The sequence below is a fragment of the Rhodobacter sp. NSM genome (assembly GCF_052244495.1).
Classification (GTDB): domain Bacteria; phylum Pseudomonadota; class Alphaproteobacteria; order Rhodobacterales; family Rhodobacteraceae; genus Cereibacter_A.
In genome coordinates, this window is the sequence record NZ_JBQPXH010000001.1 from 208,029 (window position 1) to 232,066 (window position 24,038).

Consider the following 24,038-nt stretch of genomic DNA (forward strand, 5'->3'; position numbering starts at 1 on the left):
GAGACTGAAAGGGCAAGGCGCGGAGAGGCACGGAACCGGGCGGGGGTGGCCGGGACGCGGCGCACCCGGCTGCCCGGGCCGCCCGTCGCCTGCGTCTTGCGCCCCGGCCGGGCGCGCGGCATGAGGAGGCATGAGCCGGTTTCGCAGTCACATGGAAGAGGCGCTCGCCGAGGCGCGGGCGGCGGGTGCACGGGGCGAGGTGCCGGTGGGCGCCGTCGTCGTGGCGCCGGGCGGGCGCGTCGTGGCGCGGGCCGGCAACCGTTGCCGCGAACTGTCGGACCCTACGGCCCATGCCGAGATGCTGGCGATCCGCGCTGCCTGCGCCTCGCTCGGCGAGCGGCTGACGGGTTGCGACCTCTATGTCACGCTCGAGCCCTGCGCCATGTGCGCCGCGGCGATCTCGGCGGCGCGCATCGCGCGGCTCTACTATGGCGCGGCGGATCCGAAGTCGGGCGGCGTGGCCCAGGGGGCGCGGGTCTTCGCACATCCCCAGTGCCATCATGTGCCCGAGGTCTATGACGGCGTGGGCGAGGCGGAGGCGGCGGCGATGTTGCGTGGCTTCTTCGCCGCCCGTCGCGAAGGCTGAGGGCGGAGACCCGCGAGGTGCCTCCTCTGGGCGCGGCACTGGCGCGGACGCAGGAACGCTGCAGTTGCGCGGAGGTCCGGGCGGGACGTCTGCAGGGAGGCGGCCTGAGGATGGAGGCCCTGGCGGGGCCTCCGCCGGACCGGTCAGATCTCGATCGGCTGCAGGACCTCCGGGTCGATCACCTCGACGCCCGGCAGCCCCGCGCGCAGGGCCTCGGCGGATTGCTCGAGCAGCGGGAAGGTCCGGTAGTGGCAGGGGATCACGGTGCGGAAGTCGAAGTATTTCCGCGCGGCGAAGGCGGCGCGCTTCATGTCCATGGTGAAATGGCCGCCCGAGGCGAGGATCCCGATGTCCGGCTTGTGGTATTCGCCCATCCAGCCCATGTCGGCCATGATGTCGGTGTCCCCGGACAGGTAGATCACGTGGCCCTCGCCCGCGATCATGTAGCCCGATTCGGTGCCGGTGTAGACCGGACCGGCCTCGCCGGAGACCGAGGAGGAATGCGTGGCCATCACCATCGTGACCTTCGCCCCGTTCAGATCGACCGTGCCGCCCTTGTTGAAGCCGATGCCCTCGATACCGTCCTTCTCCTGCCACCAGGTCACGAGGTCGTAGATCCCCACGACGGGAATGCCGAGATCCTTCGCGATGGCCACCACGTCGCCCGAGTGGTCGCCATGGCCGTGAGTGAGCAGGATGTGCGTCGCGCCGCGGATGGCCTCGTCCCGGCGATCCGCGGGGAACATCGGATTGCCCGTCATCCAGGGATCGACCAGCAGGACCGCCCCCTCGATCTCGATGCGGAAGCCGGAATGGCCCAGCCATGTGATCTTCATGCCAATGCCTCACGTTGGTTGAACGAGGAAACTGTAGCGCAGGAAGGACACGGGAAAATGGACTGGTTTGCCGCGCTGGACGGCTATTGCGAGCGTCTGGGGCCGGGGCTCTGGGCCGAACCGCTGAATGCGGTGACGAATCTGGCCTTCGTCATCGCGGCCGGGCTGATGTGGCCGAGGGTCCGGGGGATCGGCCGGGCGCTTTGCGCGGTACTGGGGGTCATCGGTCTCGGCTCGGGGCTGTTCCATACCTTTGCCAATGGCCTGACCAGCCTGATGGACGTGCTGCCGATCCTCGGCTTCATCCTGCTCTACCTGTTCGCGGCAAGCCGCGACCTGCTCGGCCTGCGACCGTGGCAGGCGGCGCTGGCCACCGCGGCCTTCCTGCCCTATGCGGCGGCGACCGTGCCGCTCTGGGAGCGGGTGCCGGGCCTCGGCTCGTCTGCCTCCTATGCGCCGGTGCCGGTGCTGATCCTGCTCTATGCCGGGCTGCTGGCGCGGCGGGCACCCGCGACGGCGCGCGGCCTCGCCATCGGGGCCGGCCTCCTGGTGCTTTCACTCGGCTTCCGCACCCTCGACGGGCCGGTCTGCGATGCGCTGCCCTTCGGCACGCATTTCCTCTGGCACATCCTCAACGCCGTCATGCTGGCCTGGATGATCGAGGTGTGGCGCCGCCACCGGCTTGCAGCGGCAAGTGCGCCTCGCTAAACGGGGCGAAACGGCAAGCGGAGCATTCACATGTCGATCGACATCGAGACCGCCCGGCGGGTGGCGCATCTCGCGCGGATCCGCGTGGACGAGGCGGATCTGCCGGCGCTGGCGGGCGAGCTTTCGGGCATCCTCACCTTCATGGAGCAGCTGAACGAGGTCGATGTCGAGGGCGTCGAGCCGATGACCTCGGTCACGCCCATGCGCCTCAAGCGGCGCGAGGACGTGGTGACGGACGGAAGCATGCCCGAGAAGGTGCTCTCGAACGCGCCCGACGCCCGTGAGGGCTTTTTCGCCGTGCCGAAGGTGGTGGAATGAACGCGAACGAACTGACGATCGCCGCCGCGCGCGATGCCATGGCCGCGGGCGAGCTTTCGGCCGAGGACCTGACCATGGCCTGCCTGACGGCCATCGACGCGGGCACGCCGCTCAACGCCTTCGTGCATCTCACGCCGGAGATCGCGCTGGAGCAGGCCCGCGCCGCCGATGCCCGGCGGGGGCCCGATGCGCCTGCGCTGAACGGCATCCCGCTCGGGATCAAGGATCTCTTCTGCACGCGAGGCGTTCCCTCGCAGGCGGCCTCGAACATCCTGAAGGGGTTCCGGCCGGAGTATGAATCCACCGTCACCGAGAAGCTCTTCGGAGCGGGCGCGGTGATGCTCGGCAAGCTCAACATGGACGAATTCGCCATGGGCTCGTCGAACGAGACCTCGTGCTACGGCAATGCGGTGAACCCCTGGAAGGTGGACGAGCGCAAGCTTACGCCCGGAGGGTCGTCGGGCGGTTCTGCTGCAGCGGTCGCGGCGGATCTGTGCCTCGGCGCCACCGGCACCGATACCGGCGGGTCGATCCGCCAGCCTGCGGCCTTCACCGGGATCGTCGGGATCAAGCCGACCTACGGCCGCGTCTCGCGCTGGGGCGTCGTGGCCTTCGCCTCGTCGCTCGACCAGGCCGGGCCGATGACCAAGACCGTGCGCGACAGCGCGATCATGCTGGGCGCGATGGCCGGGCACGATCCGAAGGATTCGACCTCGGCCGATCTCGCGGTGCCGGATTTCGAAGCGGCGCTGACCGGCGACATCCGGGGCAAGAAGATCGGCATCCCGCGCGAATACCGCATGGAGGGCATGCCCGCCGAAATCGAGGCGCTCTGGCAGAAGGGCCGCGAGATGCTGGCCGATGCGGGCGCCGAGATCGTCGACATCTCGCTGCCGCATACGAAATACGCATTGCCCGCCTATTACGTGATCGCGCCGGCCGAGGCCTCGTCGAACCTCGCGCGCTACGACGGGGTGCGCTACGGCCACCGCGCCAAGCTGGGGCAGGGCGACGGCATCGTCGACATGTACGAGAAGACCCGCGCCGAAGGCTTCGGCAAGGAGGTCCAGCGCCGGGTGATGATCGGCACCTATGTGCTCTCGGCCGGCTTCTACGACGCCTATTACAACCGCGCCCGCCGCGTCCGCGCGCTGATCAAGCGCGACTTCGAGCAGGTCTTCGCCGACGGCGTCGACGCGATCCTGACGCCCGCCACACCCTCCTCGGCCTTCGGGCTGGGAGACATGGCCGAGGCCGATCCCGTCGCGATGTATCTCAACGATGTCTTCACCGTAACCGTGAACCTCGCGGGCCTTCCGGGTGTGTCGGTGCCGGTGGGGCTCGACGCACGCGGCCTGCCGCTCGGGCTGCAGCTCATCGGACGCCCCTGGGACGAGGCGGGCCTGCTCAATCACGCCCATGTGCTTGAACAGGCCGCGGGCTTTGTGGAAAAGCCCGCCAAATGGTGGTAAGGGCGCCGGGATCCATGCCCTACAGGAACGTTCCCATGCGCGCGTCCGCGGCCCTCCTCCTCGTCGTCGCCACTGCGGCCTGCCAGCCGGCGGTCCCGGATTCTGGCGCGGGATTCGAGGATTACTCCTCCTATCTCCATCGGCGCGAGGCCGAACTGATGGGGCAGCGCGGCGCCACGACCATGCCGCTTCCCGAGGGGCCCACGAGTCAGCCCGGCTTCTCGACCGATGCGATCGGATCGGCGATCGACGCGGCGGAGCAGGGCGGGACGGCGCAGCCGGGCTATGGCGGCGCGCCGTCGACCTATCCCGGGCAGCCGGCTCCCGGGGCGCTGATCGGTGGCACCACGAGCTATACCACCGGCGAGGCGGGCCTTCCCGCCTCCCGGCCCCGCGGCGATGCCCCGGCGGGCATTCAGGTCGAGTCGGGCGAGATGGCTGGCGCGGCGGCGCATGCCGGCATTTCCGACGAGAACGACTTCGGCGCGGTCTCGGCCCGCCGCACGCGCGAGAGCGACGCCGCGCTGATGGCGCAGAACCGCGCGAACTACACCGTCATCGCGCCGCAGCCCGTGCCGCAACGCACGACGAGCGAGGGGCCCAACATCGTCCAGTTCGCGATCTCGACGAGCCATAACCCAGGCACCAAGATGTACAAGCGTTCGGCGCTGCGCCTGTCCGATCCGGGTGCGGCCTGCGCGAAGTTCGCCTCGCCCGATCTCGCGCAGCAGGCCTTCCTCGCCGCGGGGGGGCCGGACCGCGACCGCAAGGGCCTCGACCCGGATGGCGACGGCTTCGCCTGTGGCTGGGATCCCCGGCCGTTCCGCGCCGTCCGCTGAGGCGTGAGCCTCTCGCCCAACCACGGGCCGCGGCGCTGCGGCGCGCGGCCCGATCTCGTCGTGATCCACTATACGGCGATGGAGAGCTTCGAGGCGGCTCGCCTCCGCCTCTGTGACCCGGCCGCCGAAGTCTCGGCGCATTGGCTCGTCTCGGAGAAGGGCGAGTGCCTTGCCCTCGTCCCGGAAGAGCTCCGGGCCTGGCATGCCGGTGCGGGAAGCTGGGGCGAGGTGCAGGACGTCAACTCGCGCTCGATCGGGATCGAGCTGGCCAACTCCGGCGATCGGCCGTTCCCCGAGCCGCAAATGGTTGCGCTGGAGAGCCTGCTTTCGGGCGTGCTGTCGCGCTGGAAGATCCCGCCCGCGCGCGTGATCGCCCATTCGGACATGGCGCCCGCCCGCAAGTGCGATCCCGGTCCGCGCTTCGACTGGCGCCGGCTTGCCCTCGGTGGCCTTTCTGTCTGGCCGGCGGAGGATCCTGCGCCCGCACCACCCGAGAGCTTCCCTGCATCCGCCCTGGCCTTCGGCTATCCGGCCCTTGATCCCGAGGTCCTTCTCGCAGCCTTCCGCCTGCGCTTCCGTCCTGCGGCCAGGGGGCCGCTGGGGGCAGAGGATGCGGCGCTCATGGCCGATCTGGCGGCGCGCTATCCGGTTGACGTGCGCGGGGTGCCGTCGTAAGCCCTGCGCCGTGCGGGTGGCCGGATGACCGCGAGCCTTCGGGCGCGAGGAAAGTCCGGACTCCATGAGACAAGGGTGCCGGGTAACGCCCGGCCGGGGCAACCCGAGGGAAAGCGCCACAGAGATGAGACCGCCCCACCGGCCGCAAGGCCCGGGGCAAGGGTGAAACGGTGGGGCAAGAGCCCACCGCGGGACTGGCAACAGGACCGGCACGGCAAGCCCCACCCGGAGCAATGCCGAATAGGGGTTCCGCGCGGGATTGATCCTTCGGGATATCGCCGCAGGGAAGTCTCAGCCCGAGGAACCCGGGTTGGCAGCTCGATCCCGCCGGTAACGGCGGGGCCAGAGGAATGGTCATCGAAGGGGGCAACCCCGGAACAGAATCCGGCTTACAGGCTGCCCGCACCATCGACATTCCCCGGCCGCGCCGGGGGCTTCGCAGCCCCCGAACCCCCGCGGGATATTTCAGCGAGACTGAAACAGGTGCCCGTTCCCGAAGGCGGATCAGGCCGCCTCATGCGGGATAGGTGTCGGGCCTCGTCATCAGACGCTTATGCGGCGCGTCTGTTCTTCGTTCTCGTGCAAATAGCCTGCGGGGGGGGGCCAAGGGCGCGAAGCCCCCGGCGCGGGCCTCAGCCGTAGGTTCGCCGATCCTCGATCACCTTCCCGTCGTTGGGCAGGGTTCCGGGCGTCACGATCTCGATCCGGCCCCGGAGCTTGAGGGCCTCGAGCACCGAGGACTCGTAGACCGCGGGATTGGTGGCCCGGCTCTCGATCTGGACCGTCATTGCGTCCATTTCCCCCTCGCGCGTGGCGATGACCCGGGCGCGCGTCACTTCCGCATGGCGGGACACCAGATCGGCCACCTGCTCGGGGCGGACGAACATGCCCTTGATCTTCGTGGTCTGGTCCGCGCGGCCCATCCAGCCGCGGATCCGCAGGTTCGTGCGGCCGCAGGTACTCTGGCCCGGCATCAGCGCCGAGAGGTCGCCGGTGGCGAAGCGGACGAGCGGATAGTCGCGGTTCAGGGTCGTGACCACGACCTCGCCCACCTCGCCGTCGGGCACCGGATCGCCGGTGCCGGGGCGCACGATCTCGACCAGCACGCCCTCGTCCAGGATCATCCCCTCCATCGCCTCGCTTTCGTAGGCGATGTTGCCCAGATCGGCCGTGGCGTAGCATTGCAGGCAGAGGATGCCGCGGCCGGCATATTCGCTCCGCAGCGACGGGAAGAGCGCGCCTCCGCCCACGGCGGCCCGGGTGATGCGGAGCCGCTCGCCCATCTCATCGGCCCTGTCGAGGATCACCTTGAGATAATCCGGCGTGCCGGCATAGGCAGTCGTTCCGACGTCGGCCGCCGCCCGGACCTGCAGATCGGTCTGGCCCGTGCCCGCTGGAAGAACCCGCGCGCCGACGGCGCGGGCGCCGGATTCGAAGATCATGCCTGCAGGGGTCAGGTGGTAGCCGAAGCAGTTCTGCACGACGTCGGCGGGACCGACGCCGCAGGCATGGAGGAAGCGGCCCATGCGCCACCAGTCCGGCGTCGTGCGACCGATCTCGTAGATCGGGCCGGGCGACTGGAAGACGTGTTCATAGGCGCCGCCCTCGGGGGTGAAGCCGCCGAGCGGCGGGTGTGCCTTCTGCGCGGAACTCAGGTCCGATTTGCGGATCACCGGCAGCCGCGCCAGATCCGCGAGGCTGGTGATGCCCGCCGGGTCGAAGTCGGCCAGCGTGCCGCGCAGGGCCGGGGTGCTGCGTGCATGGGCGATCAGCTGCGGCAGGTCGCGGGCCAGATCCTCGGCACGCTCTTCCGCCGACCGGGTTTCAAGCGAGTCGAAATGCGTCATCATCCGCTCTCCCCTCATGCCAGCCACCGCTTGCGCCGCCGATAGGAGCGGACGTCGCGGAACGACTTGCGGCCCTTGTCGGACATGCCGAGGTAGAATTCCTTCACGTCCGGGTTCTCGCGCAGCTCCTGCGCCGAGCCTTCCATCACCACCCGGCCGCTCTCGAGGATGTAGCCGGTATGGGCGTAGCGCAGCGCCACGTTGGTGTTCTGCTCGGCCAGAAGGAAGGTCACGCCCTCGCCCTCGTTCACCGCGCGGACGATTTCGAATATCTGTTCGACTAGCTGCGGCGCGAGGCCCATCGACGGCTCGTCCAGCAGGATCATCTCGGGCCGGCTCATCAGCGCGCGCCCCATCGCCACCATCTGCTGCTCGCCGCCCGAGGTGTAGCCGGCCTGGCTCTTGCGCCTTTCGCGCAGGCGCGGAAAGTAGGTGTAGACCATCTCGAGGTCGTCCATCACCGCCGCCCGCCCGTCCTTGCGGGTATAGGCGCCGGTCAGCAGGTTCTCCTCGACCGTCAGGTGCTCGAAACAGTGGCGACCCTCCATCACCTGGATCACGCCACGGCGCACGAGGGTCGCCGGATCGAGATCCTGCACCCGTTCGCCCCGGTAGAGGATGGAGCCCTTCGTCACCTCGCCGCGCTCGGAGCGCAGCAGGTTGGAGATCGCCTTGAGCGTCGTCGTCTTGCCGGCGCCGTTGCCGCCGAGAAGCGCCGTGATGCCGCCCTTGGGCACATGCAGGCTCACCCCCTTCAGGACGAGGATGACGTGGTTGTAGATCACCTCGATGTTGTTGACCTCGAGAAGGGTCTCGGCGGAGGGTCGTTCGTCGAACATGGGCATGGCCTCGGCAGGAGGGGGAGGGCCCGCGCCGGGCCCTCCGGTGTCTTGAGCGGCTGCCCGGCCTGCGAGGGCCGGGCAGCCGCTGCCACTCAGTTACAGCGCTCGGTAATGCCGGCTTCCTTGGCGTAGGCCGCCGAATCCTCGGCCACGAGCGGCTGCAGAACCTCGTCGTCCGGCGCGATCCAGTCGCTGACGAGTGTCCATTTCTTCTCGCCGGCGTCCCATTGCTGGAGGCGCGCCATGCCCGGTCCGCCGTGGTCCTCGCAACTCGCCGCGAAGGGCTGGCCGAAGTCGGGCAGGCCCAGCTCGGCCATCCGCTCCTCGGTGATCTCCAGCGCCTCGAAGCCGTCGCGCACCTGCGCCGCGTTCACCGCCGAGGTGCCGGCGAGCTCCTGCGCCTTGCGGATCGCCTCGGCGATGACCATCGCCGCATACATCCCGCGCGAGTAGAGCACGGTGCCGACGTTCGATCCGTCGCCTGCCGCCTTGCCCGCGTCGATCACGTGCTGCTTCATGTCGGCATAGACCGGATAGTCCGAGCCCACGCCATGCATGGTCAGCGACTTGTAGCCGTTCGCGCCGGCGCCCGCGGGCGTCACGTCATTCTCGGAGCCCGACCACCAGATGCCGATGAAGTTCTCCATCGGGAAGCGGATGTTCGCAGCCTCTTGAATCGCCACCGAGTTCATCACGCCCCAGCCCCAGAAGAGGACGTAATCCGGCTTCTCGCGCCGGACCTGGAGCCACTGGCTCTTCTGTTCCTGGCCGGGGCTGTCGATCGGGAGCGTCGAGAGGGTGAAGCCGTGCTTCTTAGAAAGTTCCTCGAGCGTGCGGATCGGCTCCTTGCCGTAGGCGGAGTTGTGATAGAGCAGCGCGATCTTCTTGCCCTCGAGGCTGCCGCCGTTCTGGTCGAGCAGATACTTGACCGCGACCGAGGCTCCGTCCCAGTAGTTGGCAGGATAGTTGAACACCCATTCGAAAACCTTGCCGTTGGCGGCCGAGGTCCGTCCGTAGCCGGGCGTGTAGAGGGTGATCCCGTCCGACTGCATCTTCGGGATGAGCTGGTAGGTGATGCCGGTCGAGAGCGGGTTGTAGACGAGTGCGCCCTGGCCCTTGGTGGCCTCGTAGCACTCGACGCCCTTCTCGGTGTTGTAGGCCGTCTCGCATTCCGGGGTCTTGACGACCTCGCCGCCGATGCCGCCATCGCGCTCGTTCAGGAGCGTGAAGTAATCCTGAAAGCCGTCGGCATAGGGGATGCCGCCGGCGGCGAAGGGGCCGGTGCGGTAGCTGAGGTTCGGCACGACGAGATCCGCCTGCGCCGCGCCCGCTGTCGCGGCCGCGATGGCGGTCGCTGCGAGCAGGGTGAAACTCTTTCTCATGGACACTCCTCCCGTTGGTCCTTTGCCGGTTGTCCCGGCCTTCGTCCGGCCGCGCCCCGCCTCAGTGCGGGAAGGGCCAAAGTCGCAGCTTCTCCTTCAGCACGCGCCAGAGCTGGGCCAGCCCGTGCGGCTCGATGATCAGGAAGCCGATGATGAGCCCGCCCACGATCATGAGCTCGATGTGGGCGGCGAGGTCCGAGGGCCAGCCGAGCGTGCCCACCAGTACGTTCTTGAGGAACACCGGCAGGAGCACGAGGAAGGCCGCGCCGGCGAAGCTGCCGAAGATGCTGCCGAGGCCCCCGATGATGATCATGAAGAGAATGAGGAAGGACTTCTGGATCCCGAAGGCCTCGCCCACCTCGGCCGCGCCGAGGTAGACCGCGAAGAACAGCGCGCCTGCGATGCCGATGAAGAAGGACGAGACCGCGAAGGCCGAGAGCTTGGTCGTCAGCGGGTTCACCCCGATGATCTCGGCGGCGATGTCCATGTCGCGGATCGCCATCCACTTCCGGCCGATGGTGCCGCGCGTGAGGTTCCGCGCGATCCAGGCCAGCGCGAAGAGGAAGGCCGCGCAGAAGAGATACTTGGCCCAGGCGGGCGTGTTGGCGCCGGTCACGGCGATGCCGAACATGGTCCGCTCGGGCGCGGTGATCTGGCCGGAGGCCGAGTAGTTGTAGAACCACGGCACCTTGTTGAAGAGCCAGACGAGGAAGAACTGCGCGGCCAGTGTGGCGACGGCGAGGTAGAAGCCCTTGATCCGGAGCGAGGGCAGGCCAAACAGCACGCCCACGCCTGCGGTGATGGCACCTGCGAGGATCACGTGGATCATGATCGGCACGTCGGGGAAGGCGGTCATGAGCTTGTAGACCGCGTAGGCGCCCACCGCCATGAAGCCGCCGGTGCCGAGGCTCACCTGTCCGCAGTAGCCCGTCAGGATGTTCAGCCCGATGGCGGCGATGGCGTAGATCAGGAAGGGCACGACCACGGCATTGGCCCAGTAGTCGTTGATGACGAAGGGCAGGATGGCGAAGCCCACGACCAGCGCCACCTGATACCAGAGCCGGTCCCACCAGATCGGGAAGGTCTGGCTGTCCTGCGCGTAGCTCGTCTTGAACTCGCCCGCTTCACGGTAAAGCATCGGTCAGACCCTCTCGATGATGCGTTCGCCGAACAGGCCCTGCGGCCGGAAGACGAGGAACAGGAGTGCGAGGACATAGGCGAACCAGTTCTCGGTCGCGCCGCCGATCATCGGGCCCACGAAGAACTCGAACAGCTTCTCGCCCATGCCGATGATGAGCCCGCCGACGATGGCGCCGGGGATTGAGGTGAAGCCGCCCAGCATCAGCACCGGCAGCGCCTTCAGCGCGATGAGGCTGAGCGAGAACTGCACGCCCGACTTCGCCCCCCACATGATGCCCGCGATGAGGGCCACGAAGCCCGCGATCGACCAGACCAGCACCCAGACGAAGCGAAGCGAGATGCCGACCGACAGCGCCGCCTGATGGTCGTCGGCCACGGCGCGGAGCGCGCGGCCGTATTTGGTATATTGCGAGAAGAGCGTGAGGGCCGCGACCAGCGCCGCCGCGACCAGCGTCGCCACGATGTCGAGCCTGTCGATGAAGAAGCCGTAGCCGAACCAGTTGGCCGTGACCGCCTCGATCCCCTCCGAGATGCCCTGCGGCAGGCCCACGTCGAGCATCTTGATGTCTGCGCCCCACATGACGTCGCCCAGCCCCTCGAGGAAATAGGCGAGGCCAATGGTCGCCATGAAGAGGATGATCGGCTCCTGGTTGACCAGATGCTTCAGGATCAGCCGTTCGATGAGCCACGCGAGGCCCACCATCACCAGCGCAGTGAGGGCGATGGCGAGCGCGGCAGGCAGGGTCCAGCCGAAGCTGTGCAGGTTGGTGCCAAGGGCTGCGTTGATCAGATGCGCGAAGGGGATCTGACCGTTCTGCAGGCCCACCAGCGTCAGGGCCGCAAACAGCGCGAGCACGCCCTGTGCGTAGTTGAAGATGCCCGAGGCCTTGAAGATCAGCACGAAGCCGAGCGCCACGAGCGCATACATCACACCGGCCATCAGGCCGTTGAGGGTGACTTCCATCGCGTAGACAAGCTGGTCAGGCAGCATCATGCGCCTCCTCGGCAGCGGGAAGGGAGCGGTCGCGGCCGCCGGATGGGGGCAGGGAGAGCGGATCGCGGAGAGAAGGGCCGTCGTCCCGGCCGGCGTGCAGGTGGGGCAGCGCCTCGTCGGAAAGAAGCCGTGGATGCGGCACCTCGATCAGGCGCGCGCCTGGGGTCTCGCGCTCAGTCATGCTGCACCCCCAGATAGGCGTCGATCACCGCCTTGTTGCTGCGGATCTCGTCGGGGGTGCCGTCGCCGATCTTCTTACCGTAGTCCATCACCACCACACGGTCCGAGAGGTCCATGACCACGCCCATGTCGTGCTCGATCAGCGCGATGGTCGTGCCGAACTCGTCGTTCGTGTCGAGGATGAAGCGGCACATGTCCTCCTTCTCTTCGACGTTCATGCCGGCCATCGGCTCGTCGAGCAGCAGGAGCTTCGGCTCTGTCGCCAGCGCGCGGGCAAGCTCCACGCGTTTCTTCAGGCCATAGGGCAGGCGGCCGACCGGGGTCTTGCGGATGTGCTGGATCTCGAGGAAGTCGATGATCCTCTCGACCTTGGCGCGATGCTCGACCTCTTCGGCCTGCGCGCGACCCCACCAGAGCGCCTGGCTCCAGAGGCCGGTCTTCATCAGCGTGAGACGGCCGGTCATGATGTTGTCGAGCACGCTCATCCCCTCGAAGAGGGCGATGTTCTGGAAGGTGCGCGCAATGCCCTGCTGGGCCACCTCGTAGGGCTTCATCTGCGGCCGCCGCTTTCCGCGGAACCAGACCTCGCCCTCCTGCGGCACGTAGAAGCCCGAGATCACGTTCAGCATCGAGGATTTTCCGGCCCCGTTCGGGCCGATGATCGCGCGGATCTCGCCCTCGCGGATGTCGAAGCTGATGTCGGTGATCGCCTTCACGCCGCCGAAGCGCAGGGTGATGTTCTTCATCTCCATCAGCACGCCGCCGATGCGGCGCTCTCCGGTGTCGGTCTCGTCCATCGTCACGTCGAGCGCATTCATTCGGCAGCCATCCTCTGCGCGGAGGCGCCACGGGTGGCGGCGTCCTCGATCCTCAGCGTGGCGCGGATCGCGCCCTTGCGACCGTCCTCGTAGGTGACCTCGGTCTCGGTGTAGATGCTGGTCCGCCCGTCGTAGAGCGCGGCGATCAGGTCGTGGTATTTCTCCTCGATGATCTTGCGGCGGACCTTGCGGGTGCGGGTCATCTCGCCGTCGTCGGCGTCGAGTTCCTTGTGCAGGATCAGGAAGCGGTGGACCTGGCAGCCCGAGAGCATCGGATCCTCGGCGACGGAGGCGTTCACCTCCTCCACATGTCCCTTCATCATCTCGTAGACGCGGGGATGTCCCGCCAGTTCCTGATAGGAGGAATAGGCGATGCCGTTCCGCTCGGCCCAGTTGCCGACCGCGTTCAGGTCGATGTTGATGAAGGCGGTGCAGCGGTCGCGGCCGTTGCCGAAGACCACGGCCTCAAGGATCGACGGATAGAACTTCAACTTGTTCTCGACGTATTTCGGCGCGAAGAGCCGTCCGTCGGCCATCTTTCCCACATCCTTGGCGCGGTCGATGATCCGCAGGTGGCCGGTCGCTTCCTCGAAGAAGCCCGCGTCGCCCGTGGCGACCCAGCCCTCGGCATCCTTGGTCGAGGCGGTGCTCTCGGGGTTCTTGTAATAGGCCACGAAGGTGCCGGGAGAGCGGTAGAAGACCTCGCCGTTCTCGGCGATCCGCACCTCCACACCGGGCGAGGGCACGCCGACGGTATCCGACCGCACCTGCCCGTCGGGCTGCTGGGTGATGAAGACGGAGGCCTCGGTCTGGCCGTAGAGCTGCTTCAGGTTGATCCCGAGCGAGCGGTAGAAATCGAAGATCTCCGGGCCGATCGCCTCGCCCGCGGTGTAGCCCACCCGGACGCGGCTGAACCCGAGCGTGTTCTTCAGCGGCCCGTAGATGATCTTGTCGCCGATCCAGTAGGCCAGGCGGTCGGCAAGGCCCACGGGCTTGCCGTCGAGGATCGCGGGCCCCACCCGGCGGGCGACCGCCATGTAATGGTGGAACAGCGCCTTCTTGATCCGCCCGGCATCCTCCATGCGGATCATCACATTGGTCAGCTGCCCTTCGAAGACGCGGGGAGGGGCGAAGAAATAGGTGGGCCCGATCTCGCGCAGGTCGTTCATCATCGTGGTGGGGCTTTCGGGACAGTTCACGCAGAAGCCCGTCCACATCGCCTGCCCGATGGAGAAGATGAAATCGCCGACCCAGGCCATCGGCAGATAGGCCAGCACCTCGTCGCCGGGGCGGAGGCGGTCGAAGTCGACCGAGTTCTTCGAGGTCTCGATGATGTTGCGGTTCGACAGCACCACGCCCTTCGGCTTGCCCGTCGTGCCCGAGGTGTAGAGCATCACGCAGGTCGAGTCGTAGGTGAGCTCGGCGATCCGGTGGTCCAGTTCCTCGTCGAAGCGGTGGTGGGCGGCGCGGCCCTCGGCCACCACGTCGTCGAGCCAGTTCATGCGCGAGTGGTCGTATTTCCGCATGCCGCGCTTGTCGACATAGACCACCTGCTCGATGTGGTGGATGCGGTCCTGCACGTCGATGACCTTGTCGACCTGCTCCTGGTCGCCGCAGATCACGAAGCGGGCGCCGCAGTGGTCGAGGACATAGGCCATCTCTTCGGTCACGGCGTCCTGATAGAGCGGCACAGGCACTGCACCGCACATCTGCGCCGCGACCATCGACCAGTAGAGAGCGGGCCGGTTGCGCCCCACCACCGCCACATGGTCGCCGCGCCTGAGGCCCAGGGCTAAGAAGCCGAGCGCGATGGCGCGGATCTCGTCTGCGGCCTCGGCCCAGGTCCAGACCTGCCAGATGCCGAATTCCTTCTCGCGATAGGCGGGTTCCGATGCGAATGCGTCGGCGTTGCGCCGAAGCAGCGCCGGAATCGAGACGAGACTTCCCGTTTCGGCCATTCCTCTCCTCCCTGATGCGGTCCGCCTCCTCCTCGGCGAACCGGTGCGAGGCCGGATTCTTGCCGATCCGCGTTGCCTGCCCGAGGACAGTCCCCCGCAATGGTTGCGCGACTTTTTCGCAATCCTTGCGAATTGTAACAGTGCCTGCGCCTGCGACGTGGCGCCGATGCCTGCCGGTCGCGAGGCACCTGTGCTGACGACCGCGGCAGCGCCGCCTGCGGGGGCTCGATGCCCTCGCAGGTGGCACCTCCCCTCCGGACCGCCGCCCGGCCGCCTGTCCGCCTCCGTTCCTCCGGGTGCGCGGGGGGCTCCTTCCGCAGGCTGGGCTTGTGACGCGGCGTGGCGTCATGCCGATCCCCCTTCCGCCACCGGCCCCCACGATGCTAGCCAAGCATCCGGGGAGGACGACGGATGCCGGAGAGAGAGGAGGCGCTCGAGGCGCTCACGCGGGCGGGGCTGAACCTGATCCAGCAGGCGCTGTCGATCTACGACAGCGACCTGAAGCTCGCGGTCTGGAACCGCCGCTTCCGCGAGATGTTCGACCTGCCCGAGCGGCTTGCGACCTCCGGTGCGGATTTCACCGAGACGATCCGTTATCTCGTCGAGCGCGGCGAATACGGGCCGGTCGAGGATCCGGACGAGGCCGTGCGCATCCGCGTGGCGGCCGCCCGCACCTTCCAGCCGCACTACATGGAACGCGAGCGCCCCTCGGGCCGCTGGATCTCGGTCGAGGGCGCGCCGCTGCCGCAGGGCGGCTGGGTCACGGTCTATACGGACATCACCGAGATCAAGCTGCAGGAGGGCCTGCTGCGCGCCCGCTCCGAGGTTCTGTCGGGCGAGGTGCTGGCCCATGCCGAACGGCTGGCGCAGGCGAACCGGGCGCTCGCCGCCACCAATGCAGCCCTGGAAGAGGCGCAGCGCGAACTGACCGAGATGGAGGCCCGCACCCGGCTCACGACCGAGATGATGCCGGCCCATATCGCCCACGTCGGCCGCGACCTGCGCTACACCTATTCGAACCGCAGGCTCTCGGCCGTGATCCCCGGCAGGCCTTCGGAGATCGTCGGCCTCACGGGGCGCGAGGCGCTTGGCGAGGAGGTCTTCGGCCGGATCCGTCCCTGCCTTTTCCGCGCGCTCGATGGCGAGGCCTCGGTGCTGGAATTCACCGACGAGGACAGCGGCTCGCGCATCCGCGCGGCCTTTACCCCCGACCGGACCGGCGACGGGCCGATCAACGGCGTCTATATCCTGTCGATGGATGTCACCGCCGAGACGCAGGCGCGCGAGGCGCTGATCCAGACCCGCAAGCGCGAGCTGACGGCGCATCTGACCTCCGGCCTTGCCCATGATTTCGCGAACCTGCTGACGGTCATTCTCGGGCTGCAGGGCAGGCTCGACCGGATGGAACTGCCCGAGGAGGGCCGGCAGCTCGTCGCAGCCACGGTGGCGGCCGCGCGCCGCGGCGGCGTGCTGCTCGACCAGATCGCCTCGATCTCGGGCAAGCGGGCCCTCAATCCGACCGCCACCGTTCTCGCGCGCTTCCTGTCGGACCTGCATCTCATCGCGGGCCCCACGCTTCCCGACGGCGTGACGCTCGAGATCGTCATGCCCGAGCCCATCCCGCCGGTGATGCTCGATGCGGGCGCGCTTCAGGATGCGGCGCTGAACCTCATCCTGAACGCTCGTGACGCGATCGGACCCGGGGGCGGCACCATCCGCCTGACGGCCCGGCCCGTGCGCGCGGCCTGGATCGAGATCCTCGTCGAGGATGACGGCCCGGGCTTCACCGAGGCGGCGCTCGAGCATGCGCTCGATCCCTTCTTCACCACCAAGGGCGGGGTCGGGTCCGGGCTCGGCCTCTCGATGGTCTACGACCAGATCAAGCTCGCCGGCGGCACGGTGCGGATCGGCAACCGCGCGGGGGGCGGGGCTGTGGTCCAGCTCCGCCTGCCGCTGCGTCCGGCCGACGAGGCCGCCGCGCCGACCCTCGTCCTCCTCGTCGAGGATGATCCCGACATCCGCGAGACGGTGCGCGGGATGCTGCGCGACGCAGGCCACAGCGTGATCGAGGCGGCGAGCGCCGACGAGGCGCTGACGCTGATCGACCTGCCCGGCCTCGGGCTCGTGGTGTCGGACGTGAACCTGCCGGGCCGGCGGTCGGGCCTCGATCTTGCCGAGGCGCTGGCCGAGCGCGACCATCCCGCGCGGCTTGTGCTGATGACCTCGTTGCCTGCAGGCGATGCCCGCCGGGCGCGGGCCGAGGCGCTGGCGACCGTGCTGCCCAAACCCTTCGACGCCGGCAGTCTCGCCGCCTGCCTGAGGGGGGAGGCATGAGCCGCGCGCCCCATGTGGCCATCCTCGACGACGAGCCCGAGATCCGCCGGATGCTCGCGCTCGCGCTCGAGGAGGCGGGCTTCCAGACCACCGCCTTCGGTCGCGCGACCGAGTTCGAGGCGGCGCTGAAGCGGCGCGCGCCCGATGTCTGCCTCGTCGATCTGGGGCTGCCCGACCGCGACGGGCTGGCCGTCGTCCACCGGCTCGCGCTCGAGTCGGGCGCGGCGATCATCATCGTTTCGGGCCGCGCGCAGGTGCAGGATCGGGTGACGGGCCTCGAACTGGGCGCCGACGACTACATCATCAAGCCCTTCGATCCGGCCGAAGTGGTGGCCCGCGTGCGCGCCCGGCTGAGAAAGGGACGCACCGAGAGCCTGCCCGCCACCCAGACGGCACATTTCTCCGGCTGGACGGCCCATTTCGACCGCTACCTCCTCGTGGCCGAGGACGGGACCGAGGTCGCCTTCTCGCATGCCGAGGGCGAGGTGCTGCGGCTCTTCCTCGAGAGCCCGCGGCGGCTGATCTCGCGCGCGCAGATGCAGGAGAGCCTCGGCGGCGCGGCCGGCGAAAGCTTCGACCGGGCGATGGACGTGCGGATCTCGCGCCTGCGCACGAAGCTGGGCGAGGATCCGCGCAACCCCACGCTCATCAAGACGATCTACGGCGCGGGCTATATCTTCCTCGGCGAGGTGGAGTGGCGGTAGGCCCGGCGGTCGCGACGCCTCCGGCTCAGAGCGCCGCCGCCCCCAGCCCCGCACCCGCGAGCACGACCCAGATCGGCGGGACCCGCCACTGCGTGAGGAGCACGAAGCCGCCGACAGCCATCGCGAAGGGCAGGGGGCCGGTGACGCCCGATGTGAAGACGGGGTTCCACAGGGCCGCCCCGAGGATGCCCACCACCGCCGCATTCGCGCCCTGCATCGCCGATTGCGCCCGGGGCGCGCGGCGGAGCGCGTCCCAGAACGGCAGGACACCGCAGAGCAGCAGCATCCCCGGCGCGAAGATCGCCACCAGCGCCACCACCGCGCCGACCGGCCCCTCGGCAACGGCACCGAGGTAGGCTGCGAAGGTGAAGAGCGGTCCCGGCACGGCCTGCGCCGCGCCGTAGCCCGCGAGGAAGGCATCCGGCGGCACGAGGCCCGGTCGCACCACCTCGGCCTCGAGAAGCGGCAGGACGACATGGCCGCCGCCGAAGACCAGCGCCCCGGCCCGCGCGACACCATCCGCCAGCGCGAGAAGCGGCGAGAGTCCGGCGAGGAGCGGCAGGACGAGCAGGAGCCCGGCCACGGTGCCGAGGCAGGCGATGCCCGCGCGCCGCGTGAGGGGAAGCGCGAGACGCCCGCCCTCCACCGGCTCTCCGCGCCCGATCAGCACTCCCACCAGCGCGCCGAGAAGAATGGCACCAATCTGGCCGGCCGCTCCGGGTGCGAGCACCGCCAGCGCGGCGGCGGCGGCGGCAAGGCTCGCCCTCTCGCGGTCGGGGCAGAGGCTCCGGCCCATGCCCCAGACCGCCTGCGCCACAATGGCCACGGCCACGACCTTCAGCCCCGCCAGCGCCCCCTCGGCCGCCGGATGGTCGATCCCGCCCGCGGCCAGACCGAAGGCCGCCATCAGCGCCGCGGACGGCAGGGTGAACCCGGCCCAGGCCGCCAGGGCGCCCGGCAGGCCCGCGCGCAAGAGTCCCAGTGCAAAGCCCACCTGGCTCGAGGCCGGCCCCGGCAGGAACTGGCAGAGCGCCACGAGGTCCGCATAGGCGCCATCGCCGAGCCAGCGCCTGCGGACGACGAGTTCATCGCGAAAGTATCCCAGATGCGCGACCGGACCCCCGAAGGAGGTGAGCCCGAGCTTGAGGAAGGCGAGGAACACTTCACCCGCCCCCGCGCCACTCTCCGCCTGCATCCGCTGCTCCCCTTGCCTGCGCGTGAGGATGGCGCATCCTGCGTCGCAGGCAAGGGCAAGGGCAAGGGCAAGGGCAAGGGCAAGGAGAGTGGAGTGGCAGTGGGATCTCGTCCCGGCCGTGGCGGATCGGACCTCCTCGGCCTCCGCCTCCGGCACATCGGATGTCGGGAGGAAGCGTCCTGCCGGCCATGCGTCGGGGCGCCTGCGGCGCCGCGCGTCACCTGCGGTGGGGAGGGGCTGTTGACTCCGCCTCCGGCGCGAGTATAAGCGCGCATCCCCGGGCAATCGGCCCGGGGTTTTCATTGGTGTTGGTGGCCCCCGCGAGGGGATGACCTGTCGCCCGGAAACGGGAAAGGACAACGCCCTTCACGCTCGAAGGAGATCAGCGGTGACCAAACGCACCTCTGCCAAGTACAAGATCGACCGCCGTATGGGCGAGAACATCTGGGGCCGTCCGAAGTCCCCGGTGAACAAGCGCGAATACGGCCCCGGCCAGCACGGCCAGCGCCGCAAGAACAAGCTGTCGGACTTCGGCACGCAGCTGCGCGCCAAGCAGAAGCTCAAGGGCTACTACGGCGACCTGACCGAGAAGCAGTTCCGCAAGATCTACACCGAGGCCGAGCGCGTCAAGGGCGACACCGGCGAGATGCTGGTCGGCCTGCTCGAGCGCCGTCTCGACGCGATCGTCTACCGCGCCAAGTTCGTGCCGACCATCTTCGCCGCCCGCCAGTTCGTGAACCACGGCCACGTGACCGTAAACGGCCAGCGCGTGAACATCGGCTCCTACCGCTGCAAGGAAGGCGACGTGATCCAGGTGCGCGAGAAGTCGCGCCAGCTCGCCATCGTGCTCGAGGCCACCCAGCTGGCCGAGCGCGACGTGCCGGACTATGTCGAAGTCGACTATTCGAAGATGACGGCCACCTTCGTCCGCACCCCGGGTCTGGGCGACGTGCCCTATCCGGTGCAGATGGAACCGAACCTCGTGGTCGAATTCTACGCGAAGAACTGAGGCGGCGGGGCGCATGCCGCCCCGTCCCATGGGTGCGAGCGCTATCCTGCGGCCCAGCCGCAGTCGTCATGGCCTCCATCCGACCTGCGGCCGCTCCCTCTCGGGGAGCGGCCATTTTTCTTCCCTACATGCAGCGCGCGCATCTACGCCTTGTGGCCTATCGGTCGCATGGCCCCAAGACCCTCACGTTCCCGTTGAGTTCGCACTGGTCTCGCCGCCTCGCCGCGGATAGAACCCGGCTGGCAGAGGAAGGTGACCCATGAGCGACGCCATACGCCCCCAGCCGGGTATTCTCGAAATCGCCCTCTATGAGGGCGGAAAAAGCCATGTGGCGGGCATCCAGAACGCGCTGAAGCTCTCATCGAACGAGAATCCCTTCGGCCCTTCGCCGAAAGCGAAGGACGCGTTCCTGCGCTCGGTGCATACGCTGCACCGCTATCCCTCGACCGACCATGCGGGCCTGCGCCACGCCATCGCCGAGGTGCACGGGCTCGACCCCGCCCGCGTGATCTGCGGCGTCGGCTCGGACGAGATCATCACCTTCCTGTGCCAGGCCTATGCCGGGCCGCACACCGATGTCGTCTTCACCGAGCACGGCTTCCTCATGTACCGCATCTCGGCCCTCGCGGTCGGGGCCAATCCGGTCGAGGTGCCCGAGCGCGAGCGGACGACGGATGTCGATGCGATCCTCGCCGCCTGCACGCCGCATACGCGACTGGTGTTCCTTGCCAATCCGAACAACCCGACCGGCACCATGATCGGCCAGGCGGATCTCGCACGGCTGGCCGAGGGGCTGCCGCCGCAGGCGCTGCTCGTTCTCGACGGGGCCTATGCCGAATACGTTCCGGGCTATGATGCCGGCCTCGCCCTGGTCGAGGAGCGTGGCAATGTCGTCATGACGCGGACCTTCTCGAAGATCTACGGGCTCGGCGGGCTGCGGGTGGGCTGGGGCTACGGGCCAATGGCCATCATCGACGTGCTGAACCGGATCCGAGGGCCGTTCAACCTTTCGACCACGCAGCTCGAGACGGCCGAGGCCGCGGTTCGTGATCAGGACCACGTCGCCCGTTGCCGGGCGGACAATGCCCGCTGGCGCGTCTGGCTGGCCGAGGCTCTGGCGGAAATCGGTGTGCCGTCAGACACATCCATGGCGAACTTCATCCTCGCCCGCTTCTCGGACAGCGACGAGGCCGAGGCTTGTGACCTCTACCTGCAGAGCCAGGGCCTGATCGTGCGCCGCGTGGCGGGCTACAAGCTGCCGCACTGCCTGCGCATCACCATCGGCGACGAGGCCTCGTGCCGCCGCGTGGCCCATGCGATCGGCCAGTTCAAGAGGATGCGCTGATGGCCCTCTACGACCGCGTGGCGCTGATCGGGCTGGGCCTCATCGCCTCGTCCATGGCCCATGCGATGCGCGAGGCAGGGCTTGCAGCCGAGATCACGGGCCACGCCCGAAGCGCAGAGACCCGCGCCACGGCGCTCGAGATTGGGCTCTGCGACCGGGTATTCGAGACCGCGGCCGAGGCGGCCGAGGGTGCCGATCTCGTCGTCCTTGCCGTGCCGGTGGGGGCGATGGAGGCCATCGCCGCCGAGATCGCGCCGCATCTGAAGCCGGGCGCGACCGTGACCGACGTGGGCTCGGTGAAGCAGGCGGTCATCGCGGCCGTCGCTCCGCACATCCCCGAGGGCGTCCACTTCGTGCCCGGCCACCCGCTCGCCGGCACCGAACATTCCGGCCCGCGCTCGGGCTTCGCCACGCTTTTCCGCAACCGCTGGTGGCTGCTCACGCCGCCCGAGGGGGCGGACCCGGAGGCCGTGGCCCGGCTGCAGTCGCTGTGCGAGGCGATGGGCGCCAATGTCGAGACGATGGACGCGACGCATCACGACCTCGTTCTCGCCGTCACCAGCCACACCCCCCACCTCATTGCCTACACGATGGTCGGCGTGGCAGATCACCTCCGCCGCGTGACCCAATCGGAAATAATCCGCTACTCTGCAGCCGGTTTCCGCGACTTTACGCGCATCGCGGCCTCGGACCCGACAATGTGGCGAGACGTCTTCTTGACAAACAGGGAGGCGACGCTCGACATTCTCGGCCGTTTCACCGAAGAACTTTTCGCGCTGCAGAGAGCCATTCGACTGGGTGATGGGGATCACCTGTTCGAATACTTCACGCGCACGCGCGCCATCCGCCGAGGGATCATCGAGGCGGGTCAGGACACGTCAGCACCCGACTTCGGCCGATCGGCCGAGGTTTCGACAGGAACAGGGAAAGGCTAGGGCAGATGCGGGCACTCGGGGCGGCGGTTCTCGTCACTGGTCTCATGGCAGGAACCGCTTTCGCAGATGCCCCGTCGGTATCGTTGCGTCCGCTGGCCAATCCGGCGGCCGCTGTGCCCGTCGTCGTCTCGGCCGAAGCCAGCGCACCCGCCGAGGTGCTTCGCCCGCGTGCCCGGCCGGCCGTGAAACTGGTGGCGACCGAGGTAATGCCCGGGAAGCCGGCGATGAGCTTCCTCGCGCCGCCCAAGCCCGAAGTGACCCGCCGCGGGTTCCTCGGCACGTTCTTCCGCCCCAAGGCGCGTCCGCCGGAAACCGTGACGAAGGCGGGCGCTGTCCGCACCCTGCCCGGAAGCGCGATGGTGCAGGGCCGCAAGGGCTCGGTCTGCGGCGATCCCACCATCAGGGGCGCGACCCTCGCCCCCATCGCGGGCAAGATCCGCGGCTGCGGGATCGCGGATCCCGTTCAGGTGACGGCCATCGACGGCGTGGCGCTCAGCATGGCGGCGACGATGGATTGCGGGACGGCGCGGGCGCTCAAGACCTGGATCAACCGTGGCCTGCGCCCGAACCTGCCCTCCAAGGTGGTCAAGCTGCAGATCGCCGGAGCCTATTCCTGCCGGACCCGCAACAACCGGCCCGGCGCGCCGATCAGCGAGCATGGCCGTGGCAAGGCAGTGGATGTTTCAGGCTTCACGCTGGCGAACGGGAAGTCCGTCACCATCGCGCGCGATTACCGGCGTGAGAAGATGATCCAGGCTGCCCATAAATCCGCCTGCGGGATCTTCGGAACGACGCTCGGCCCCGGTTCGGACGGCTACCACGAGGATCACCTGCATTTCGACACCATCCCGCGCCGGTCGCCCTACTGCCGCTGAGCACCTCTGACTGCGCAGGCGCCCGGTCAGTCCGGCCCCGTCACCCCCCGGTCGCAAGCGCGGGGGCAGGTCCGAGTGGCAGGGGGCCGAGGTTCATCCAGCCTTCCGCCATGGTCAGCGGCACCTGCAGTTCCTCGCCGCCGGAGCGCGCCGCGAAAACTCCCAGCGCGCGCTCCCAGGACGGCAGCGCGTCGGCCTCGATGAGCCCCAACTCGGCCGCGATCCGGATCGCCTGACGCCAGTTACCGAGCGCGAGGTCGATCCGCCCCTCGGGCCTGCCGGATCCGTCAACCGTCAGCCGGCCCGAACCGGTGAGGCTCAGCGGCCCCCAGATCAGACGTAACTCGCGCAGGTCGAGGGTCCGGAGCTGCGGCCGCGTCTGTCCCAGGTGCCGGTCTACGGGGGCTGTCAGGCCGGTCACCGCCCGGAACCGGAGTTCGGACAGGCGCGGCGGCAGGCCCGCGCGTTCTGCGGCCTCGGCCAGAGCGCCCTCGGGCGCAAGACCCTGCAGGTCGATCCCGATTTCATGAGACGCGGCGTCATCGCCCACCCGGCGCGACGCGACCCGGGCATCGTCGAGCCGGAGGGTCCAGCCCAGCGAAGAACGGAGCACGATTGCCTGTCCGGCCGAGGCCGTCCGGTCGAGGGCGAGCGCCCCGCCGGGCGAAACGATCAGGCTCGCCCTCAGGGCCGAGGCATTGACCGTCACCGACTGGCCGGGAAACTCGAACCGCTGCTCCGGCGGGAAGGCGGCGATCAGGTGCCAGGGCTTCCAGCTCATGGCGAAGATCTGGAGGAACGGGGCGCGCCAGCCGAAGCCGCTGTCGGGATCCCCGAGACGGACCTCTTCCACGGTCAGGTCGAAGCGGTTCGGAAAACCCCGGACCGACAGCCCTTGATACTCTGCCACCCGTCCCGCTGCCTTTTGCTGCGCGAAGAACTCCTGCGCGGCCTTGCGGACCATGACGGACCCTGCCACCCACCAGCCTGCCCAGAGCACGGCCAGCACCAGCACAAGCCCCACGATTTTCCGCATCCCGCGCCCT

At 68.7% G+C, this 24,038-nt stretch carries 23 protein-coding genes and 1 other RNA gene; 13 read left to right on the plus strand and 11 right to left on the minus strand.

Going from position 1 to position 24,038, the window contains the following annotated elements:
* The first annotated feature begins 130 nt into the window (after positions 1-130).
* A complete protein-coding gene (locus ACTVZP_RS00955) occupies positions 131-586 on the plus strand; it encodes a nucleoside deaminase (protein WP_443210197.1) in 456 nt (151 codons plus the stop codon).
* 143 nt (positions 587-729) lie between these two features.
* On the opposite strand, the gene ACTVZP_RS00960 is transcribed toward ACTVZP_RS00955, so the two are convergent.
* Positions 730-1,422 (minus strand): metal-dependent hydrolase, encoded by a 693-nt coding sequence (locus ACTVZP_RS00960; RefSeq protein WP_443210198.1) that lies wholly within the window; start codon positions 1,420-1,422, stop codon positions 730-732.
* Positions 1,423-1,479: 57 nt separating this feature from the next.
* Here ACTVZP_RS00960 and ACTVZP_RS00965 point away from each other — a divergent pair, with 57 nt between their 5' ends.
* The 6 genes from ACTVZP_RS00965 to rnpB all read left to right on the plus strand — a co-directional run bounded on the left by ACTVZP_RS00965 (position 1,480) and on the right by rnpB (position 5,842).
* Positions 1,480-2,130: a hypothetical protein gene (locus ACTVZP_RS00965; protein WP_443210199.1), complete on the plus strand. Its 651-nt coding sequence runs from the start codon at positions 1,480-1,482 to the stop codon at positions 2,128-2,130.
* 30 nt (positions 2,131-2,160) lie between these two features.
* Positions 2,161-2,448 carry an Asp-tRNA(Asn)/Glu-tRNA(Gln) amidotransferase subunit GatC gene (gatC, locus tag ACTVZP_RS00970; RefSeq protein WP_443210200.1) on the plus strand — a complete coding sequence of 96 codons (288 nt, stop codon included), beginning with the start codon at positions 2,161-2,163 and terminating at the stop codon, positions 2,446-2,448.
* Positions 2,445-3,920 (plus strand): Asp-tRNA(Asn)/Glu-tRNA(Gln) amidotransferase subunit GatA, encoded by a 1,476-nt coding sequence (gene gatA / locus ACTVZP_RS00975; RefSeq protein ID WP_443210201.1) that lies wholly within the window; start codon positions 2,445-2,447, stop codon positions 3,918-3,920. The genes gatC and gatA overlap by 4 nt, the downstream gene beginning before the upstream one ends.
* Positions 3,921-3,955: 35 nt before the next feature.
* Positions 3,956-4,759, plus strand: a complete 804-nt coding sequence (locus ACTVZP_RS00980; protein WP_443210202.1) for a hypothetical protein — start codon at positions 3,956-3,958, stop codon at positions 4,757-4,759.
* Between the two features lie 3 nt (positions 4,760-4,762).
* Positions 4,763-5,434, plus strand: a complete 672-nt coding sequence (locus ACTVZP_RS00985) for an N-acetylmuramoyl-L-alanine amidase (protein WP_443210203.1) — start codon at positions 4,763-4,765, stop codon at positions 5,432-5,434.
* A 12-nt stretch (positions 5,435-5,446) separates the two neighbouring features.
* An RNA gene (gene rnpB, locus ACTVZP_RS00990) (RNase P RNA component class A) lies at positions 5,447-5,842 on the plus strand.
* A 224-nt stretch (positions 5,843-6,066) separates the two neighbouring features.
* Here rnpB and ACTVZP_RS00995 read toward each other — a convergent pair.
* The 8 genes from ACTVZP_RS00995 to ACTVZP_RS01030 all read right to left on the minus strand — a co-directional run bounded on the left by ACTVZP_RS00995 (position 6,067) and on the right by ACTVZP_RS01030 (position 14,595).
* On the minus strand, positions 6,067-7,281 hold the full coding sequence (locus tag ACTVZP_RS00995; RefSeq protein WP_443210204.1) for a phenylacetate--CoA ligase family protein: 1,215 nt from the start codon (positions 7,279-7,281) through the stop codon (positions 6,067-6,069).
* Between the two features lie 14 nt (positions 7,282-7,295).
* The gene (locus tag ACTVZP_RS01000) at positions 7,296-8,120 is read right to left on the minus strand and encodes an ABC transporter ATP-binding protein (protein WP_443210205.1); all 825 of its coding nucleotides are present in this window, start codon (positions 8,118-8,120) and stop codon (positions 7,296-7,298) included.
* Positions 8,121-8,215: 95 nt separating this feature from the next.
* Positions 8,216-9,505, minus strand: a complete 1,290-nt coding sequence (locus tag ACTVZP_RS01005) for an ABC transporter substrate-binding protein (protein ID WP_443210206.1) — start codon at positions 9,503-9,505, stop codon at positions 8,216-8,218.
* A gap of 61 nt (positions 9,506-9,566) precedes the next feature.
* Positions 9,567-10,643: a branched-chain amino acid ABC transporter permease gene (locus tag ACTVZP_RS01010; RefSeq protein ID WP_443210207.1), complete on the minus strand. Its 1,077-nt coding sequence runs from the start codon at positions 10,641-10,643 to the stop codon at positions 9,567-9,569.
* 3 nt (positions 10,644-10,646) lie between these two features.
* Positions 10,647-11,636 (minus strand): branched-chain amino acid ABC transporter permease, encoded by a 990-nt coding sequence (locus ACTVZP_RS01015; RefSeq protein ID WP_443210209.1) that lies wholly within the window; start codon positions 11,634-11,636, stop codon positions 10,647-10,649.
* Complete coding sequence (locus ACTVZP_RS01020) at positions 11,626-11,820, minus strand: hypothetical protein (protein ID WP_443210210.1); 195 nt, start codon at positions 11,818-11,820, stop codon at positions 11,626-11,628. Before ACTVZP_RS01020 ends, ACTVZP_RS01015 begins: the two co-directional genes overlap by 11 nt.
* Complete coding sequence (locus ACTVZP_RS01025) at positions 11,813-12,637, minus strand: ABC transporter ATP-binding protein (RefSeq protein ID WP_443210211.1); 825 nt, start codon at positions 12,635-12,637, stop codon at positions 11,813-11,815. Before ACTVZP_RS01025 ends, ACTVZP_RS01020 begins: the two co-directional genes overlap by 8 nt.
* Entirely contained in the window at positions 12,634-14,595 is a 1,962-nt protein-coding gene (locus ACTVZP_RS01030) for a long-chain fatty acid--CoA ligase (protein ID WP_443210212.1), read from the minus strand. Before ACTVZP_RS01030 ends, ACTVZP_RS01025 begins: the two co-directional genes overlap by 4 nt.
* A 411-nt stretch (positions 14,596-15,006) precedes the next feature.
* On the opposite strand from ACTVZP_RS01030, the gene ACTVZP_RS01035 reads away from it, so the two are divergent.
* Positions 15,007-16,929, plus strand: a complete 1,923-nt coding sequence (locus ACTVZP_RS01035; protein WP_443210213.1) for a PAS-domain containing protein — start codon at positions 15,007-15,009, stop codon at positions 16,927-16,929.
* Entirely contained in the window at positions 16,926-17,633 is a 708-nt protein-coding gene (locus ACTVZP_RS01040; protein WP_443210214.1) for a response regulator transcription factor, read from the plus strand. Before ACTVZP_RS01035 ends, ACTVZP_RS01040 begins: the two co-directional genes overlap by 4 nt.
* Before the next feature lie 25 nt (positions 17,634-17,658).
* Here ACTVZP_RS01040 and chrA read toward each other — a convergent pair whose 3' ends face one another.
* Entirely contained in the window at positions 17,659-18,828 is a 1,170-nt protein-coding gene (gene chrA, locus ACTVZP_RS01045; protein WP_443210215.1) for a chromate efflux transporter, read from the minus strand.
* Positions 18,829-19,216: 388 nt separating this feature from the next.
* On the opposite strand from chrA, the gene rpsD reads away from it, so the two are divergent.
* The 4 genes from rpsD to ACTVZP_RS01065 all read left to right on the plus strand — a co-directional run bounded on the left by rpsD (position 19,217) and on the right by ACTVZP_RS01065 (position 22,992).
* On the plus strand, positions 19,217-19,837 hold the full coding sequence (gene rpsD / locus ACTVZP_RS01050) for a 30S ribosomal protein S4 (RefSeq protein ID WP_443210216.1): 621 nt from the start codon (positions 19,217-19,219) through the stop codon (positions 19,835-19,837).
* A 259-nt stretch (positions 19,838-20,096) separates the two neighbouring features.
* Complete coding sequence (hisC, locus tag ACTVZP_RS01055; RefSeq protein ID WP_443210217.1) at positions 20,097-21,182, plus strand: histidinol-phosphate transaminase; 1,086 nt, start codon at positions 20,097-20,099, stop codon at positions 21,180-21,182.
* Positions 21,182-22,117: a prephenate/arogenate dehydrogenase family protein gene (locus ACTVZP_RS01060; protein ID WP_443210218.1), complete on the plus strand. Its 936-nt coding sequence runs from the start codon at positions 21,182-21,184 to the stop codon at positions 22,115-22,117. Before hisC ends, ACTVZP_RS01060 begins: the two co-directional genes overlap by 1 nt.
* Positions 22,118-22,122: 5 nt before the next feature.
* A complete protein-coding gene (locus tag ACTVZP_RS01065) occupies positions 22,123-22,992 on the plus strand; it encodes an extensin-like domain-containing protein (RefSeq protein WP_443210219.1) in 870 nt (289 codons plus the stop codon).
* 40 nt (positions 22,993-23,032) lie between these two features.
* Here ACTVZP_RS01065 and ACTVZP_RS01070 read toward each other — a convergent pair whose 3' ends face one another.
* Entirely contained in the window at positions 23,033-24,028 is a 996-nt protein-coding gene (locus tag ACTVZP_RS01070; protein WP_443210221.1) for a DUF2125 domain-containing protein, read from the minus strand.
* Between the last annotated feature and the right edge of the window lie 10 nt (positions 24,029-24,038).